This is a genomic window from Gryllotalpicola daejeonensis (assembly GCF_039538145.1).
GTDB classification, from domain to species: Bacteria; Actinomycetota; Actinomycetes; order Actinomycetales; family Microbacteriaceae; genus Gryllotalpicola; species Gryllotalpicola daejeonensis.
In genome coordinates this window covers 1,442,886-1,458,479 of sequence record NZ_BAABBV010000001.1, presented here as the reverse complement: position 1 = coordinate 1,458,479, position 15,594 = coordinate 1,442,886, and the positions used below count along the sequence as shown (strand labels likewise).

Genomic DNA, 15,594 nt, shown 5'->3' with positions numbered 1-15,594 from the left:
GCTCACTTCGGGGGCGCCCCGAAGCCGGCATCCGCCAGCAGCTTCTGGCCTTCGTCTCCCGTGACGTACGTGATGAATCTCTTGGCAAGCGCCGCATTCTTCGACGACGAGGTCGCCGCGATCGGGTAGGTATTGACGGCCTGTCTCGCTTCGGGGAACGGGACGCCGGTGACCTTCGAGCCTGCGCTCCTGACATCCGTGACGTAGACGACGCCGGCATCCGCATCGCCGCTCTCGACCTTGGCGAGCACGTCACCCACGTTCTGCTCCTCGCTGATCGGCGCGAGGTGCGTCCCCGTGGCCTTCTCGACCGCGCGCGTGGCGTTGCCGCAGGGCACGCCGTCGGCACACACGTCGACCTTGACGCCGGCCTTCGCGAGGTCGGCCCAGCCGGTGATGTCCTTCGGATTGCCCGGCGCGGTGGCGATCTCGAGCACGTTCGTCGCGAAGTCGACGGGCGTGCCGGCGATGAGCTTCTGACCGACCGCGTTCGCCATGTTCTTCTCGTCGGCCGAGGCGAGCACGTCGGCCGGAGCGCCTTGCGAGAGTTGGGTGACGAGGGTCGACGTGCCGTTGTAGGTGAACCGCACCGTGACGCCGGGGTTCGCCTTCTCGAACGCGTCACCCAGCTTGTCGAACGTCGCGGTCAGGCTCGTCGCGGCATAGACGGTCAGCGTCTGCGGCGCAGCGTGGCCCGGCTTGGTGGAGCCCGCATCGGGCCCGCCGCTCGCGCATCCGCTCAGCAGGAGCGCGGCCACCGCGGCGGCTCCGCCCGCCATGCCGCTGAGCTTCCTCATCTGGGACCGCCGATGGTCTCGATGCTCACGTTCGTGGCCTTGACGACCGCGGAGGCGACGCTGCCGACCTCGAGCCCGAGTTCGCGCGCGGCCTCTGCGCTGATGAGCGAGACGACCCGGTAGGGGCCGGCCTGCAGGTCGATCTGAGCCATCACGCCGTCGATCTCGACCTTCGTAACGATGCCCGTGAAGTGATTGCGCGCCGAACTCAGCACGGGCGACTGGTCGGGGGCCCCCTTGGCGCGCTCGACCGCGAGAGCGGCGAGGCTCGCGCCGTCGACCGTCTGTGGGCCCTCTGACCCGGTGCCGGCCTCGAGTTCGCCGCGCTCGACGAGGCGGCGCACGGTGTCGTCGCTCACGCCAAGGAACACCGCAGCTTCGGAAATCCGCAATTGCGTCACAGCCAAGACTCTAGTGACGCAATTGCGGTTTTGCGCGGTCGTCCGCGCTAGCGCATCACGCCTCGGGCGTGAACCCCAGCGAGATCGAGTTCATGCAGTAGCGATCTCCGGTCGGCGTGCCGAACCCGTCGGGGAAGACGTGACCCAGGTGCGAACCGCAGTTCGCGCAGCGGACCTCGGTGCGCACCATTCCGAGCGAGCGGTCCTCGATGAGCTCGACCGCCTCGGGGCGCACGCTCTCATAGAACGACGGCCAGCCGCAGCCCGAGTCGAACTTCGTGCCGCTCTTGAAGAGCTCGGCGCCGCACGCCGCACACGTGTACACGCCGGCGCGGTCTTCGTCGAGCAGTTCGCCGGTCCACGGCCGCTCGGTCGCAGCCTGGCGCAGCACCGCGTACTGCTCGGGGTCGAGCTGCTCGCGCCACTCGGCGTCGCTCTTGCTGACCTTGTAGTTGGTGGACGAGACGTCTCCCATGCCGGTTCCTCTCTGCTCTTGTCGGCTCTCGTGAAGCCGACACCTAAGTAAACTCGCCCGAGTGCCTGAAAGTTCCGTGATCTGCAAGTCCTTCGACGAACTCACCACCCGCGAGCTCTACGAGATCACGAAGCTGCGCACCGATGTGTTCTTCGTCGAGCAAAAGGTCGATGAGACCGAGCTCGACTACCGCGATCTCGAGCCGACCACGCGCCACTACTGGATCGCCGCTGAGGACGGCTCGGTGCTCGCCTACCTGCGCACACTGTGGAACGACGAACCGGAGCATGGCGCGGCCCACGTGATCGTGGGGCGCGTGGTGACGCGGGCGGATGCCAGGGGCCGCGGCCTGGCCAGCAGGGTGCTCGCGGCCTCCATCGCCGACAACCCCGGGCAGGACATGCTCCTGCACGCACAGGAGTACGCGCAGGAACTCTATGCGAAGGCCGGCTTCGAGCCCTTCGGCGAGGTGTACCTCGAGGCAGGCATCCGTCATATCGGGATGTATCGGAGTGCTGTCGGCGTTGCCGCCGAGAACGCCGCTCTCTGATCGCTAGCCTGTGCCCATGCCAGCCCCCCAGCTCACCGACCTCGAGGTCGCGGTGCTGGACTTCGAGCGCGAATGGCTGCAGGGACCGGCGGCCAAGGAGCAGGCGATCCGCTCTCAGTTGGGACTTTCGGGTGCCCGTTACTATCAGATTCTCGGTCGGCTGATCGAGACCCCTGCCGCACTCTCCTACGACCCCCTTCTCGTACGGAGGCTGCTGCGGCAGCGGGACGAGCGGCGTGAGCATCGCGCGGCCCGGACTCGGCCGATCGACTGAACCGCCGCGGACACCCCCGCCCCATCCCCAAGGACAGACCCGAGCGCGCATGGCACAGCAATTCCCGAAGGACCGCTTCGATGTGGTCCCCACCGACCTCGAGCGCGTGGGTGCTCACCGCGCGCCGCGGCGCAGAGGGCAGGGGCTGCTGTGGCTGGTGTGGTGCCTCGTCGCCGTGCTGGTGATCGTCGGCGCCGGCTGGATCTATCTGCACGTGCTCGACTCGAACGTCAACAGCGCGGCAGGGCCACAGCCCACGATCACCGAGACCGCGACGCCGAAGGCGACCCCGACGCGTACGCAGACTCCGACGGCGACGCCGACGCCGACTGCCACGATCGTGCCCGGCGCGCAGCTCAGCGTGCTGAACGGCACCGGTCGTGCGGGCCTCGCGAAGAACGCCGCGGGCAAGCTCGGCGCCGCGGGCTGGTCGTCGGTCACCACGGGCAACGCTCCGCAGCAGGCGGCGACGACGACCGTGTATTACGCGGATGCCGCGCAGCGCGGCGTCGCGCTCGGGGTGGCCCAGTCGCTGGGCGTCACGACGGTCGCGCAGTCGGCGCAGTTCGGCGGTTCTGCGGCCGTCGTCACGGTCGTCCTCGGCGCCGACTACCCGGGCTGAGCCGCTCGCGGCGTTTCCCCAATGTGACGGACGTCTGACGCCGCCGTAACTTTTCGACGGAATGGGCCGTCAGAGCAGATCTCAGTTCCCGGTGTGTCGCTACGATCTTGGCCACAGTGATGCGGCGAAGTGCGCGCGTCCGGCAACACGCAATGGAGAAACGATGGCGAACGGGACCGTGAAATGGTTCAACGCTGAAAAGGGCTACGGCTTCATCACCGTCGACGGTGGGGGACAGGACGTGTTCGTCCACTACTCCGCCATCGACATGAGCGGGTACAAGAGTCTCGAAGAGGGCCAGCAGGTCACGTTCGAGGTCGGCACCGGCTCGAAGGGCCCGCAGGCGGAGTCCGTGCGGCTGGCGTAACGCAGCTTCGACGAACTTTCACGAGAGCCGCCCGGCATCTGCCGGGCGGCTCTTCGTCGCCCGGGGATTGCACGATGTGACGGGATGCCGCCGCCTTTCTTGCACTCGGATAGGGAGAGTGCCAGAATCAGTTTTGGCACTCGTACGTTTTGAGTGCTAACGACCTCTTTCGCTGCTACGTCCGGGAGGGACGAGAAACAACCATGGCAAAGATCATTGCTTTCGACGAGGAAGCGCGTCGTGGCCTCGAGCGCGGTCTGAACACGCTCGCCGACGCCGTCAAGGTCACCCTTGGCCCGCGCGGCCGCAACGTCGTCCTCGAGAAGAAGTGGGGCGCTCCCACCATCACCAACGACGGCGTGTCCATCGCCAAGGAGATCGAGCTCGACGACCCGTACGAGAAGATCGGCGCAGAGCTGGTCAAGGAGGTCGCCAAGAAGACCGACGACGTCGCGGGTGACGGCACGACCACCGCTACCGTTCTCGCTCAGGCGCTCGTCCGCGAGGGCCTGCGCAACGTCGCCGCAGGCGCCGACCCGATCAGCCTGAAGAAGGGCATCGAGAAGGCTGTCGCCGCGGTCACCGAGGAGCTCATCTCCGGCGCCAAGGAGGTTGAGACGAAGGAGCAGATCGCTGCGACCGCCTCGATCTCCGCCGCTGACCCCGAGATCGGCGAGCTCATCGCCGAGGCGATCGACAAGGTCGGCAAGGAGGGTGTCGTCACCGTCGAGGAGTCGAACACCTTCGGCACCGAGCTCGAGCTGACCGAGGGCATGCGCTTCGACAAGGGCTTCCTGTCGCAGTACTTCGTCACGGACCCCGACCGCCAGGAGGCCGTGTTCGAGGAGCCCTACATCCTCATCGCCAACCAGAAGATCAGCAACATCAAGGACCTGCTGCCGATCGTCGACAAGGTGATCCAGTCCGGCAAGCAGCTGCTGATCATCGCCGAAGACGTCGAGGGCGAGGCCCTGGCCACGCTGATCGTCAACAAGATCCGCGGCATCTTCAAGTCGGTCGCCGTCAAGGCCCCCGGCTTCGGCGACCGCCGCAAGGCGCAGCTGCAGGACATCGCGATCCTGACCGGCGGCCAGGTCATCTCTGAAGAGATCGGCCTCAAGCTCGAGAACGTCACGCTCGACCTGCTGGGCCAGGCCCGCAAGGTGGTCATCACCAAGGACGAGACCACGATCGTCGAGGGCGCGGGCGACGCAGACCAGATCGCCGGCCGCGTGCAGCAGATCCGCAACGAGATCGAGAACACCGACAGCGACTACGACCGCGAGAAGCTGCAGGAGCGCCTCGCCAAGCTCGCCGGCGGCGTCGCCGTCATCAAGGCGGGTGCGGCCACCGAGGTCGAGCTCAAGGAGCGCAAGCACCGCATCGAGGACGCCGTCCGCAACGCCAAGGCCGCTGTGGAAGAGGGTGTCGTCGCCGGTGGTGGTGTCGCCCTGATCCAGGCCGGCAAGGTCGCGTTCGAGAAGCTGCAGCTGACGGGTGATGAGGCCACTGGCGCGAACATCGTCAAGGTCGCCATCGCCGCACCGCTCAAGCAGATCGCCCTCAACGCCGGTCTCGAGCCGGGCGTCGTCGCGGCGAAGGTCGCCGACCTGCCCGCCGGCCACGGCCTCAACGCCGCGACCGGTGAGTACGGCGACCTGCTGGCCCAGGGCATCCTCGACCCGGCCAAGGTCACCCGTTCGGCGCTGCAGAACGCCGCGTCGATCGCCGGCCTGTTCCTCACCACCGAGGCCGTCGTCGCCGACAAGCCCGAGAAGGTCGCGGCTCCGGCCGCCGACCCGACGGGCGGCATGGACTTCTAAGTCCGGCCTGTCGTCACAGCTCTGAACAGCTAGACGTAACCAGCGAAGAGGGGCGCTCCCGCAAGGGGGCGCCCCTTTCGTCTGCCCGCGCGCGGGAAGTGACACGATACGCACGATTCGTCACACCGAACCGGAGTTCGACGGTGACGAATCGTGCGTTTCGTGCCGAACGGTGCGCGTCGGCGCTAGAGCCCCGCCGCGAACATCTGGTAGTTGCGCAGCTCGCTCTCCTGGTACTGCTGGGCGGCCGAGGTGAGCACCTGCTGCAACTGGCCCATCTGGGTCTCGATGGTGCGCTGAGTGGTGGTCCAGTTGGCGAGCACCTGCTGGAATGCGCTCGCCGCCTGGCCCGACCACGAGCCCTGCAGGGCGGTGAGCGTCGCGGTCAGGTGCGCCGCGTCGCCGCGCAGCTGCTCGAGCGTGGCCTGAGCCGCATGGGTGGCATCGAGCACCGCGGTGCTGTCGACCTGGAACGTCGTCATGGCTTCCTCCGTAATTGGGCTTGGAGACAACGGATGCCGGCGACGCTAGCCCGGCCGGGGAATCCGGAATCCGACGACCGCCCGGAAATGTGGACAGCATCGTGACCCGCGCGCCTGTGCTGGGGAAGACACGTCGGAACGAGGTCAGGAAGCGGCGTCGGCGAGAGGTAGAGAGACGCGGAAGGTGGCACCGCCGCCCGGCGTCTCGACGACGTCGACGGTGCCCTTGTGGGCGTGGATGATCGACGTCACGATCGCGAGCCCGAGCCCGCTTCCGCCCGTCTCACGGGTGCGCGAGGTGTCGGCGCGCCAGAAGCGCTCGAAGATCTTGTCGCGGATCTGCGGGGGGATCCCTTCGCCATGGTCGACGACCTCGACCGACGCGCGGCGCGCATCGAGGTCGGCAGTGACGCGGATCTCGATCGGCGAGCCGTCAGGTGTGTAGCGCACCGCGTTGCCGATGAGATTGCCGAGCACCTGGCGCAGCTTGTTCTCTTCGCCCATCACGAGGGCCGGAACGGTGTGCGGCTCTGGAATGTCCTCGAGCTGCAGCGGCATCGTCTCGGCCATCGAGATCTCTTCCGGGCGCCGGATTCCGCGCCGGCGCAGGCGAGCGAGGGCCGCCGCGGTGAAGCCGACGGGGCCGGTGACGTTCTCGCCCTGGGGGCGCGGCAGGCGGATGCCGCTGCGCTGCGCCACCCGCGTGAGGCCGGTCGCCGCCTGCTGGGGCGGCTGCGGCGTGCCGACCACGGGCAGGGCCTTCGTGGAGGTGTCCTCGCTCGCCGACGGACCCGGAGCGGGCGGCGGCGCGGGCGGCAGTTCGACGAGCACGCCGAATCGGCGCGTGGGGTGCGCGGCACGGGCATCCATCGCGGCGTCATAGGCCAGCGGAAGCAGGTCGACCTGAGCGAGCTGCAGCGGCCGGGTCTCGTCGAGCCGGGCCAGTTCGAGCAGATCTTCGACGAGGCCGCCCATGCGCAGCGCCTCTTTCTCGATGCGCTCCATGGCGCCGGCCACCGCAGTCTCGTCTTGCAGGGCGCCCATGCGGTACAGCTCGGCATACCCGCGCACCGAGACGAGCGGGGTGCGCAGCTCATGGCTCGCGTCGCCGACGAACCGGCGCATCTGCTCGATGGTGCGCGCGCGGTCTTTGAACGCACGGTCGATGCGCGACAGCATCGTGTTGAGCGAGCGGTTGAGGCGGCCGACCTCGGTGTTCGGCTCAGCGCCGCCGAGGCGCTGGCTGAAGTCGCCGTCGGCGATCGCTGCCGCCGTGCGCTCGACCTGCCGCAGCGGCGCGAAGGTGGTCGTGACCAGCATGCGCGTCAGCACGGCGCCGACGACCACGACGATCACGCCGAAGCCGAGGAAGATCGTGAGGTAGGCGGCCATCAGCACGTCGATCGATGCGGTCGAGGTGGCCACGATCGCCGACCCGGCCTGGTTGTCGGCCGAGTAGCTGATCGAGACGCACCGGGCGCGGTATTGCACGGTCCCGTCGTTGCTGCGCAGGTAGAAGTTGTCGCCGTCGTGGCACACCGACTTCAGGTGCGCGGGCAGGCTCGTGCCGACGGCGGGCCGCAGGTCGCTCGACTTGCTGCGCCAGTTGTAGCCGAGCAGCTTGCCGCTCGAGTCGTAGATCGCGAGGAAGTACGCGCTCGTCTCGCCGTCGGGGCTGACCTGGTCGTTGCCGTTCGACTCGGTGTCGAGCATGGCGTTGATGCTCGACGAGGTCGACGCTGCCTCCAGCTGCTGGTCGAGCTGCGAGATCAAGACGGGCTTGAAGAGCAGCGTCGTGCCGATTCCGGTCAGCAGCAGGCCGAAGGTGAGCACCAGCACGGTCACGCCCGTGATCTTCGTGCGCAGCGAGATGGCGTTCCACGCTGCGAGCAGTGACCGGTGCATAGGTCTCGAAAGCTACTCCGGCTGGCTGGGGCGAGGCTGACTCAGTGGCCGGGATGCCTCGCCCGAGCACCCGCGAAGATCTACGCCTTGCCGGCCTTCAGCATGTAGCCGAAGCCGCGCTTCGTCTGGATGAGCGGCTCGCTCGAGTGCGCGTCGACCTTGCGGCGCAGGTACGAGATGTAGCTCTCGACGATGCCGGCGTCGCCGTTGAAGTCGTACTCCCAGACGTGGTCGAGGATCTGCGCCTTCGAGAGCACGCGGTTGGGGTTGAGCATCAGGTAGCGCAGCAGCTTGAACTCGGTGGGCGAGAGCTCGATCGGCGCGTCGCCGACGAAGACCTCATGCGTGTCCTGGTCCATCGTGAGCTCGCCGGCGCGGATGATCGCGTCGTCGTCGGCCTGCATGGTGCGCCGCAGGATCGCCTTGATGCGGGCGACGATCTCGTCGAGGCTGAACGGCTTGGTGACGTAGTCGTCGCCGCCGACGGTGAGGCCGGTGATCTTGTCTTCGGTATCGTCCTTCGCGGTGAGGAAGAGGATCGGGGCGGTGTAGCCCGCGCCGCGGAGCCGCTTGGTGACGCCGAAGCCGTTCATGTCGGGCAGCATCACGTCGAGGATGATGAGGTCGGGTTCCTCTTCGAGCACGGCCGAGATGGCCTGGGCGCCATTGGCGACGGCGCGCACGGCGAAGCCGGCGAAGCGGAGGCTGGTGGTCAGAAGATCGCGGATGTTCGGCTCGTCATCGACGATCAGAATTCGAGGTCCTGCGTTCATGCGCCCATTATCTGCATGTTTCCTGAAACCCGCCAGAGAAAACTTTGAGCGCGAAGTATGCGCTCGGCGGAATAGGCTCGAAGCATGACGACACGGCGCTTCGTGATCATCGGAGGCGGCCTCGCCGCCGCCACGGCCGCCGAGACGCTGCGCGACGAGGGCTACGACGGCGACGTCATGATGATCGGCTCCGAGCGCCATGTGCCGTACCTGCGACCGCCGCTGTCGAAGGAGTATCTGAGCGATCCCGCGAAGGAGCCCGCGGAAACGTATGTGCACCCGTGGGACTGGTACCACGAGCACGACGTGCACGTGCTCACCGGCACCCTCGCCGTCGAACTCGACCTGGTCGACAACCGGGTGATCCTCGATGAGAGCTCGTCGGTCGACTTCGACAAGGCGCTGGTCGCGACCGGCGCGAAGCCGCGCACTCTGCGAATGCCGGGAGCAGAGGCATCCGGTGTCTTCTACCTGCGCACGCTCGACGACAGCGAAGAGCTGCGTGACGCTCTGCGCGAAGGCGGCCGCAAGGTGGTCGTCCTCGGCACCGGGTGGATCGGCATGGAGACCGCGGCCGTCGCGCGGGGCTACGGCAACGGCGTGACCGTCGTCGGCCGGGGCGCGGTGCCGCTCTCGAGCGGAGTCGGGCCCGAGCTGGGCGCGATCTACGCGGCGATCCACCGCGACCACGGCGTGCAGTTCCGGCTGCAGCGCGAGGTGCGCGCGATTCAGGCTTCCGACGGACCAGGCGGCCCGGTGGTGACCGGCGTCGAGACCGACAACGACGGCGAGGTGATCCCCGCAGACATCGTGATCGTGGGCCTCGGCGCAGTGCCGAATGTCGAGATCGCCGAAGACGCCGGGCTCGAGGTCAAAGACGGGGTGCTGGCATCCGCCGCTCTCGTCTCGTCGAACGCGCTCGTCTACGCGGCCGGTGACGTCGTGAATCCGATCAATCCCGCGCTGGGGCGCCGGTTCCGCAGCGAGCACTGGGCGAACGCGATCGGCAGCGGGCGCGCGGCGGCGCGGTCGATGCTCGGTCAGGACGTGAGCTACGACGACGTGCCGTACTTCTACAGCGACCAGTACGACGTCGGCATGGAGTACGCGGGCTACGTTCCGCTCGCCGCCGATACGCAGCCGGTCTTCCGGGGCGACGTCGACGGGCGCGAGTTCGTCGCCTTCTGGGTCGCGGGCGGTCGGGTCGTCGCCGGCATGAACGTCAACGTGTGGGATGTCTCAGATGACATCCAGACGCTGATCCGCAGCGGCCGCACCGTCGACCTTGCGAAGCTGACCGACCCCGACGTGCCGATTCTCGAGGCATGATCTACCTTCCGCCGCTGCGCGAGCCGGTGCGACGGATCGGTACGCGCACCTTCGACTTCTCGCGCCAGGTCGCGGTCATGGCGGTGGTGAACCGCACGCCTGACTCGTTCTACGACCAGGGGCGCACGTTCGGGCTCGACGCCGCCGTGGCGGCGTGTGTGAGCGCAGCGGATGCCGGCGCCGATTGGGTCGACATCGGGGGAGTCCCCTTCGCGCCGGGGCCCGCGCTCGCCGCGGAGGAGGAGATCGCGCGGGTCGTTCCGGTCGTCGAGGCCGTGCGCGCGGCGAGCGACGTCGTGATCTCGGTCGACACCTTCGACGCACGGGTGGCCCGGGCTGCGCTCGCGGCGGGCGCCGACGTGATCAACGACACCACGGGACTGCACGACCCCGACCTTGCGCGTGTCGTCGCCGACTCGGACGCCACGCTGGTGGTCACCCACTCGCTGGCCGCACCGCGCGGAGCGGGCCCGCGCACGCAGTTCGCCCGGCCGGAATACGAAGACGTCGTCGCCGAAGTCGCCGAGTTCCTTGCGGACCGCGTTTCCTACGCGCTCGAATCAGGTGTGGCATCCGACCGGCTCATCATCGACCCCGGCCATGACCTCAACAAGAACACGCTGCAGTCGCTCGAGCTGACCAGGCGGCTCGCCGAGATCGCCGAGCTGGGCTACCCGGTGCTCGCCGCCGTCTCGAACAAGGATTTCGTGGGTGAGACGCTGGATGCCCCGCGGGGCGAGCGCGTCGAGGGGTCGCTCGCCGCAGCCGTCGTGGCGATCATGCAGGGGGCGCGCATCGTGCGGATGCACAACGTGCGCGAGTCTGTCGCCGCCGTGCGGATGACCGAGGCCATTCTGGGGTCGAGGGCGCCCGCGGGGGAGTTGGTGCACAACATGGGCGAGATGAACGTGAGCGACGCGGGCCCGCAGGGGCCGCACCGGAATTCGGCGGTGGAGAACCGGTGAGCTCGGCGCGCATCGACCGACTGGTTCCGACGGCGGTTGCCGACGCCGACGATCAGCAGCTGCTCGACTGGTACGACGAGGGGGCCTCGCACGCCGACGGCCGGCCGTGGGTGCGGCTCAACTTCGTCGCGTCGATCGACGGCGCGGTCACCCGCGACGGGGTGAGCGGCGGCCTGCAGGACAGCGCCGACAACCGCGTCTTCGCCCTGTTGCGGCGCCTCGCCGACGTGGTGCTCGTCGGGGCGGGCACCGTGCGCAAAGAAGGCTACGGCGCGCTGCGGCTCTCCGATGCGGATGCCGCCTGGCGCGTCGCGCACGGCTTCACGCCGCACCCGGTGTTCGCGATCGTGTCGGCGGAGCTCGGCCTCGGGCCCGCCGCGTCGATCTTCGCCGAGGCGCCGGTGCGCCCGATCGTGCTGACGACCGCCGATGCCCCTGACGACCGGTTCCAAGCACTCAGCGAGGTGGCCGACGTGGTCGTCGCGGGGGTCGACCTCGTCGAGTCGTCGTTCCTGCTCGAGGAGTTCCAGCGCCGGGGACTGCTGCGTGTGCACTGCGAGGGTGGCCCGACGCTCGCGGGCCTCATGCTCGCAGACGGCGCGATCGACGAGATCTGCCTGACGGTGACCGCGACGCTCGAGGGCGGCGATGCGGGCCGCATCACAGGCGCGGTGCCGTCCGACCCGCAGCCCATGAGGCTCGCGCAGGTCCTCAACTCGGACTCGACCCTGCTGCTGCGCTACGTCCGCGACGAGCCGCATAGCGGCTGACGGGTCCGCGCCGCCTGCGGAGCGCGCGTCGAACCTCGATCGTTGAGGAGCCCGCGGAGCCTGCGGAGCGCGCGTCTCGAAACGATCAGGAGCCGTCAGCGCCGCTGCGAGTAATCGCCCCCTTCGCTCGGCTTGCGAGTCGCGAGATCTGGTTCCAATCGCCGGCGATCAGCGCCTCACGTTTGGCACGGCCCCAGCCGTGCACCCGTCTCTCCATCTCCCACGCTTCCTGCGCGGAGTCGAACTCCGCTACGAAGACCAGCTCAACAGGCATCCGCTTGCGCGTGTATTCAGACCCCTTGCCAGCGCCGTGCTGCGCCATTCGGGCATCGAGGTTCCGCGTACTGCCGACGTAGTAGGAGCCGTCGGAGCACTTCAGCATGTAGAGGTAGCCGCCAGACATGGCGGCGAGGATGCCAGACCGGGGATGCCGTCGGGGTTGGTTCTCCACAGGGAGATCGTTTCGAGACGCGCGCTCCGCAAGCTCCGCGTGCTCCTCAACGATCGTGAGGCCGTCGCAAGCTCCGCGTGCTCCTCAACGATCGTGAGGCCCTTACGCCGCTACGGCGTCGAGGGAGCGGGCGTCGAGGATCGTGTAGGAATAGCCCTGCTCTGCGAGGAAGCGCTGGCGGTTCTGCGCGAAGTCCTGGTCGACGGTGTCGCGCGCGACGAGCGTGTAGAAGTTCGCGGACAGCCCGGATTCCTTCGGTCGAAGCAGCCGGCCGAGGCGCTGCGCCTCCTCCTGCCGCGACCCGAATGATCCGGAGACCTGGATCGCCACCGTCGCCTCGGGCAGGTCGACCGAGAAGTTCGCCACCTTCGAGACGACCAGCGTCTTGATCTCGCCCGTGCGGAACGCCTGGAACAGCCGCTCGCGCTCGTCGACGGGGGTGGCCCCCGTCAGCTGCGGGGCTCCCAGGGCATCCGCCAGCATCTCGATCTGGTCCAGGTACTGGCCGATGATCAGCACGCGCTCGCCCTCGTGCTTCTTCACGAGTGACCGCACCACGTCGAGCTTGGCCGGCGCGGTTGCGGCGAGGCGATAGCGCTCGTCGTCGGCCGACGCCGCGTACTCGAGGCGGTCGGACGGCGGCAGGTCGACCCGCACCTCGAAGCACGCGGCGGGCGAGATGAAGCCCTGCGCCTCGATCTCCTTCCAGGGTGCGTCGAAGCGCTTCGGCCCGATCAGCGAGAACACATCGCCCTCGCGGCCGTCTTCGCGCACGAGGGTCGCGGTCAGGCCCAGGCGGCGGCGCGCCTGCAGCTCGGCCGTCAGCTTGAACACCGGCGCAGGCAGCAGGTGGACCTCGTCGTACACCACGAGGCCCCAGTCGAGCGCATCGAGCAGCGCGAGGTGCGCGTACTGCCCCTTCCGCTTCGCCGTGAGGATCTGGTAGGTCGCGATCGTAACCGGCTTGATCTCTTTGGTCTGACCCGAGTACTCGCCGATCTCGTCTTCGGTGAGCGAGGTGCGGCGCAGCAGCTCGTCGCGCCACTGGCGGGCGCTCACGGTGTTGGTGACGAGGATCAGCGTCGTGGTCTTCGCGGTGGCCATGGCGCCCGCACCGACCAGGGTCTTGCCCGCGCCGCACGGCAGCACGACGACGCCCGAGCCGCCCTCGAAGAAGTTGTCGACGGCCTTCGCCTGATAGTCGCGCAGGTGCCAGCCGTCCTCGGCGAGGTCGATCGGGTGCGGCGTCCCCGGGGTGTAGCCCGCGAGGTCCTCGGCGGGCCAGCCGAGCTTCACGAGCTCCTGCTTGAGTGCCCCGCGCGCCCACGCGTCGACCGCGTAGGTCTCGTCATCGATGCGGCGCGTGAGCAGGGGCGCGATGCGCTTGGCGGATGCCACCTCGGTGAGCACCGCGCGGTCGGTGCTCTTCAGCACGAGCGCCTGCTCGGCATCCCTCGTGATCACGAGCTTGCCGTAGCGCTCGACCGTCTCGCGCATGTCGACGGCCACCGACTGCGGCACCGGGAACTTCGAATAGCGCTCGAGCGTCGCCAGCATGTCGTCGGCCTGGTGCCCCGCAGCACGCGCATTCCACAGGCCCAGCCGCGTGATGCGGTAGGTGTGCACGTGCTCGGGCGCCCGCTCGAGCTCGGCGAAAACCGCGAGGTCGTGGCGGGCGTCTTCGGCAAGCGGGTGCGCGACTTCGAGCAGCACAGTGCGGTCGCTCTGGACGATGAGGGGTCCGTCAGCCATAAAGAGCGAGCCTACCCCTCGCAGCTTCGGCTACGGTGCCCGGACTCCCTTGATGCTCTTGAGCGGCAGCGTGCGCTCGATGTCGGCCTTGCGGTCGCGGCCGCGCAGCCGGCCGCCGCCGACGCCGGTCGGCTCGAGCAGGAACTCGAGCTCGGAACCGTCGGGCATGCCGACCGTCACGATCAGCGGCACGCGCGCCTTCACCGCCGCCTCGAGCTGGCGTGAGAGCCAGGCCTCTGGCGACTGGGCCGCCTCGGAGGCCGCCGCCTCGCGCAGGTGCGCGACGAGAGCACTCGCACGGTCGACGGTCGGCACGGCGTCAGTCGCGGGTGCATGCCGCTTCTTGACGCCCACCACGCGGCCGTTGGCGTCTTCTGCGGCGACGGGGTAGCGCGCGTCGGCAAGCGCCCAGTAGACGACATCGCGCGGGAAGCGGGTCACGAGCTCGTGGTCTGAGACGCGGGCGAAGCCGAGAGACGCGAACGCCTGGTCGACGGCGATGGCGCCGATCAGCCCCGCATCCACCGAGCGCACGCTCGCACGCATCCGCTCGTCGCCGTTGTCGCGCACGCGGATCAGGCCGTATCTCTTGACGGCCTCGTCGATCAGGTAATCGAGGGGCTGGGGGATGCCGGTGATCGACACGCTCGTCAGGAAGGCCCTGATCGACTCGGCCGTCTCGCCCGCGCCGATCGCGCGCTCGAGGCTCGCCGCCGTGACCCGGTAGCTCGAGGCGAGCGCCCGGCTCTCGACATCGGCGACGCGGCGCAGGTGGGCGTCAAGGCTCGGCACGAGCGGGCCGGGGCTCACGATGGTGAGGTCGTGCTGCAGATAGACCTTGTCGACCTCGGCGGGCAGCAGCGCGGCCATCGCCTTGGCGGCCGCCGCGGGGCCGGACTCGAGCAATGCGGCGCCTGCCGAGCTGGGCAGCTCGGCCGCCGTGATGCCGAGGAGCTCGGCGGATGCCTCGAAGCGCTCCACCGAGCGGATCAGCGGCTCGCCCGAGGCCGGATAGAACCAGGCGAGCGTGTCGTGCAGGGCGCGGCCCCACTGCTGGTGCGTGCGCCCCTTCAGCAGGTCTCTGATCGACGGCGGCACGGCCTCGAGCCACGTCGCGGCGAGCGACTGCCAGCGCTCGGCCGTCGTTCCGGCGAGCCACTGCTCTGCGGCATCCGTCGTCAGCCACAGCGAGCCGTCGCGCGCGACGAGCCCGGCGCGCTCAGACAGCCAGACGGCGACAGGCACCGCCTCGGCCTGCACTCCCATGGCGGTCGCGAGACGGCGGCCGTCAGGAAGGCTCAGACCGCCCTTCTGCAGCTCGCGGGCCGGTTCGCGCTCGAGCTCGCCGAACAGCTCGGCGAACGCCGTCACCGACTGGAAGGCGCGCTCCGATGCGAGCTGATCGGTCGCGGCGCGATCGCCGGATGCCACGGCGGAGAGCGCGCTGGGCGGGGTCTCGGTGAGCAGCTGCTGAGCGCCGGGCAGTCCTTCGTGCGGCCAGGCGGCGAGCCGCTCGCGCACGGCTTCGTAGGCGACCCAGCCGCTCTCGCTCTCCTCGATCAGCGCGCGGGCGGCGAGTGCGGCGAGGCGAGCGGAGGTTCCGGCATCCGTCTCGTCAATGGGCTCGCCCAGCGAGACCGCGGCCAGCGTGGCGAGCGTCGGCCGGTCGAGGCTCGTCAGCGCGTGCTGCACGGCCGGGTGCTCGAGCAGCGCCTCGGCGAGGTCGAAGAAGTCGTCGATCTTCGGCCGCAGTGGAAGGCGCACGGCGATGAGCGCGCGCAGTGCTTCGTCGTCGAGGGCCGCCAGTCGGGAGGCGAGTGTCAGAGTGCTCGTCATCGTGCGCCTCGCCTCGTCGTCA

17 protein-coding genes are annotated in these 15,594 nt (G+C 68.9%); 8 read left to right on the top strand and 9 right to left on the bottom strand.

The annotated features are described in order from the left end of the window. Window positions 1–2: 2 nt before the first annotated feature. From modA to msrB, 3 genes are read right to left on the bottom strand one after another with little or no spacing between them, the layout of a single operon-like run. The gene (gene modA, locus ABD736_RS07240) at window positions 3–797 is read right to left on the bottom strand and encodes a molybdate ABC transporter substrate-binding protein (RefSeq protein WP_344791069.1); all 795 of its coding nucleotides are present in this window, start codon (window positions 795–797) and stop codon (window positions 3–5) included. Further along, window positions 794–1,198 carry a TOBE domain-containing protein gene (locus ABD736_RS07235; RefSeq protein WP_344791068.1) on the bottom strand — a complete coding sequence of 135 codons (405 nt, stop codon included), beginning with the start codon at window positions 1,196–1,198 and terminating at the stop codon, window positions 794–796. The genes modA and ABD736_RS07235 overlap by 4 nt, the downstream gene beginning before the upstream one ends. A 55-nt stretch (window positions 1,199–1,253) precedes the next feature. Next, window positions 1,254–1,673 (bottom strand): peptide-methionine (R)-S-oxide reductase MsrB, encoded by a 420-nt coding sequence (gene msrB, locus ABD736_RS07230; protein ID WP_344791067.1) that lies wholly within the window; start codon window positions 1,671–1,673, stop codon window positions 1,254–1,256. Window positions 1,674–1,734: 61 nt separating this feature from the next. Between msrB and ABD736_RS07225 the strand changes: the two genes are divergently transcribed. The 5 genes from ABD736_RS07225 (at window position 1,735) to groL (ending at window position 5,309) form a co-directional block, all read left to right on the top strand. Then, entirely contained in the window at window positions 1,735–2,223 is a 489-nt protein-coding gene (locus ABD736_RS07225) for a GNAT family N-acetyltransferase (protein WP_344791066.1), read from the top strand. A gap of 16 nt (window positions 2,224–2,239) precedes the next feature. After that, window positions 2,240–2,497: a DUF3263 domain-containing protein gene (locus tag ABD736_RS07220; RefSeq protein ID WP_344791065.1), complete on the top strand. Its 258-nt coding sequence runs from the start codon at window positions 2,240–2,242 to the stop codon at window positions 2,495–2,497. Window positions 2,498–2,546: 49 nt separating this feature from the next. Next, window positions 2,547–3,119 (top strand): LytR C-terminal domain-containing protein, encoded by a 573-nt coding sequence (locus ABD736_RS07215; protein WP_344791064.1) that lies wholly within the window; start codon window positions 2,547–2,549, stop codon window positions 3,117–3,119. Window positions 3,120–3,282: 163 nt separating this feature from the next. Further along, the gene (locus ABD736_RS07210) at window positions 3,283–3,486 is read left to right on the top strand and encodes a cold-shock protein (RefSeq protein WP_344791063.1); all 204 of its coding nucleotides are present in this window, start codon (window positions 3,283–3,285) and stop codon (window positions 3,484–3,486) included. Between the two features lie 203 nt (window positions 3,487–3,689). Then, complete coding sequence (groL, locus tag ABD736_RS07205) at window positions 3,690–5,309, top strand: chaperonin GroEL (protein WP_344791062.1); 1,620 nt, start codon at window positions 3,690–3,692, stop codon at window positions 5,307–5,309. A gap of 185 nt (window positions 5,310–5,494) precedes the next feature. Here groL and ABD736_RS07200 read toward each other — a convergent pair whose 3' ends face one another. The 3 genes from ABD736_RS07200 to ABD736_RS07190 all read right to left on the bottom strand — a co-directional run bounded on the left by ABD736_RS07200 (window position 5,495) and on the right by ABD736_RS07190 (window position 8,469). Continuing rightward, window positions 5,495–5,791, bottom strand: a complete 297-nt coding sequence (locus ABD736_RS07200; protein WP_344791061.1) for a WXG100 family type VII secretion target — start codon at window positions 5,789–5,791, stop codon at window positions 5,495–5,497. A gap of 144 nt (window positions 5,792–5,935) precedes the next feature. After that, a complete protein-coding gene (locus ABD736_RS07195; RefSeq protein ID WP_344791060.1) occupies window positions 5,936–7,696 on the bottom strand; it encodes a sensor histidine kinase in 1,761 nt (586 codons plus the stop codon). Between the two features lie 80 nt (window positions 7,697–7,776). Then, window positions 7,777–8,469 carry a response regulator transcription factor gene (locus ABD736_RS07190; RefSeq protein ID WP_120788329.1) on the bottom strand — a complete coding sequence of 231 codons (693 nt, stop codon included), beginning with the start codon at window positions 8,467–8,469 and terminating at the stop codon, window positions 7,777–7,779. A gap of 84 nt (window positions 8,470–8,553) precedes the next feature. On the opposite strand from ABD736_RS07190, the gene ABD736_RS07185 reads away from it, so the two are divergent. The 3 genes from ABD736_RS07185 to ABD736_RS07175 are packed head-to-tail and all read left to right on the top strand — an operon-like array spanning window position 8,554 to window position 11,533. Continuing rightward, window positions 8,554–9,798 (top strand): NAD(P)/FAD-dependent oxidoreductase, encoded by a 1,245-nt coding sequence (locus tag ABD736_RS07185; protein ID WP_344791059.1) that lies wholly within the window; start codon window positions 8,554–8,556, stop codon window positions 9,796–9,798. Further along, window positions 9,795–10,763, top strand: coding sequence for a dihydropteroate synthase (folP, locus tag ABD736_RS07180; RefSeq protein ID WP_344791058.1), 969 nt, complete (start codon window positions 9,795–9,797; stop codon window positions 10,761–10,763). Before ABD736_RS07185 ends, folP begins: the two co-directional genes overlap by 4 nt. Continuing rightward, a complete protein-coding gene (locus ABD736_RS07175) occupies window positions 10,760–11,533 on the top strand; it encodes a pyrimidine reductase family protein (protein ID WP_344791057.1) in 774 nt (257 codons plus the stop codon). Before folP ends, ABD736_RS07175 begins: the two co-directional genes overlap by 4 nt. A gap of 85 nt (window positions 11,534–11,618) precedes the next feature. Here ABD736_RS07175 and ABD736_RS07170 read toward each other — a convergent pair whose 3' ends face one another. From ABD736_RS07170 to ABD736_RS07160, 3 genes are all read right to left on the bottom strand, one after another. Beyond that, complete coding sequence (locus tag ABD736_RS07170; RefSeq protein WP_344791056.1) at window positions 11,619–11,984, bottom strand: GIY-YIG nuclease family protein; 366 nt, start codon at window positions 11,982–11,984, stop codon at window positions 11,619–11,621. Window positions 11,985–12,086: 102 nt separating this feature from the next. Continuing rightward, window positions 12,087–13,736 carry a DNA repair helicase XPB gene (locus ABD736_RS07165; protein WP_344791055.1) on the bottom strand — a complete coding sequence of 550 codons (1,650 nt, stop codon included), beginning with the start codon at window positions 13,734–13,736 and terminating at the stop codon, window positions 12,087–12,089. Between the two features lie 30 nt (window positions 13,737–13,766). Beyond that, the gene (locus ABD736_RS07160; RefSeq protein WP_344791054.1) at window positions 13,767–15,572 is read right to left on the bottom strand and encodes a helicase-associated domain-containing protein; all 1,806 of its coding nucleotides are present in this window, start codon (window positions 15,570–15,572) and stop codon (window positions 13,767–13,769) included. Window positions 15,573–15,594 lie beyond the last annotated feature (22 nt).

Excerpts from the sequence above, each read along its gene's own strand:
- ABD736_RS07195 (WP_344791060.1), bottom strand. The coding sequence starts at position 7,696 with ATGCACCGGTCACTGCTCGCAGCGTGGAACGCCATCTCGCTGCGCACG.
- ABD736_RS07210 (WP_344791063.1), top strand. The coding sequence starts at position 3,283 with ATGGCGAACGGGACCGTGAAATGGTTCAACGCTGAAAAGGGCTACGGC.
- ABD736_RS07165 (WP_344791055.1), bottom strand. The coding sequence starts at position 13,736 with ATGGCTGACGGACCCCTCATCGTCCAGAGCGACCGCACTGTGCTGCTC.
- ABD736_RS07185 (WP_344791059.1), top strand. The coding sequence starts at position 8,554 with ATGACGACACGGCGCTTCGTGATCATCGGAGGCGGCCTCGCCGCCGCC.
- groL (WP_344791062.1), top strand. The coding sequence starts at position 3,690 with ATGGCAAAGATCATTGCTTTCGACGAGGAAGCGCGTCGTGGCCTCGAG.
- ABD736_RS07200 (WP_344791061.1), bottom strand. The coding sequence starts at position 5,791 with ATGACGACGTTCCAGGTCGACAGCACCGCGGTGCTCGATGCCACCCAT.
- folP (WP_344791058.1), top strand. The coding sequence starts at position 9,795 with ATGATCTACCTTCCGCCGCTGCGCGAGCCGGTGCGACGGATCGGTACG.
- ABD736_RS07220 (WP_344791065.1), top strand. The coding sequence starts at position 2,240 with ATGCCAGCCCCCCAGCTCACCGACCTCGAGGTCGCGGTGCTGGACTTC.
- ABD736_RS07160 (WP_344791054.1), bottom strand. The coding sequence starts at position 15,572 with ATGACGAGCACTCTGACACTCGCCTCCCGACTGGCGGCCCTCGACGAC.
- modA (WP_344791069.1), bottom strand. The coding sequence starts at position 797 with ATGAGGAAGCTCAGCGGCATGGCGGGCGGAGCCGCCGCGGTGGCCGCG.
- msrB (WP_344791067.1), bottom strand. The coding sequence starts at position 1,673 with ATGGGAGACGTCTCGTCCACCAACTACAAGGTCAGCAAGAGCGACGCC.
- ABD736_RS07190 (WP_120788329.1), bottom strand. The coding sequence starts at position 8,469 with ATGAACGCAGGACCTCGAATTCTGATCGTCGATGACGAGCCGAACATC.
- ABD736_RS07215 (WP_344791064.1), top strand. The coding sequence starts at position 2,547 with ATGGCACAGCAATTCCCGAAGGACCGCTTCGATGTGGTCCCCACCGAC.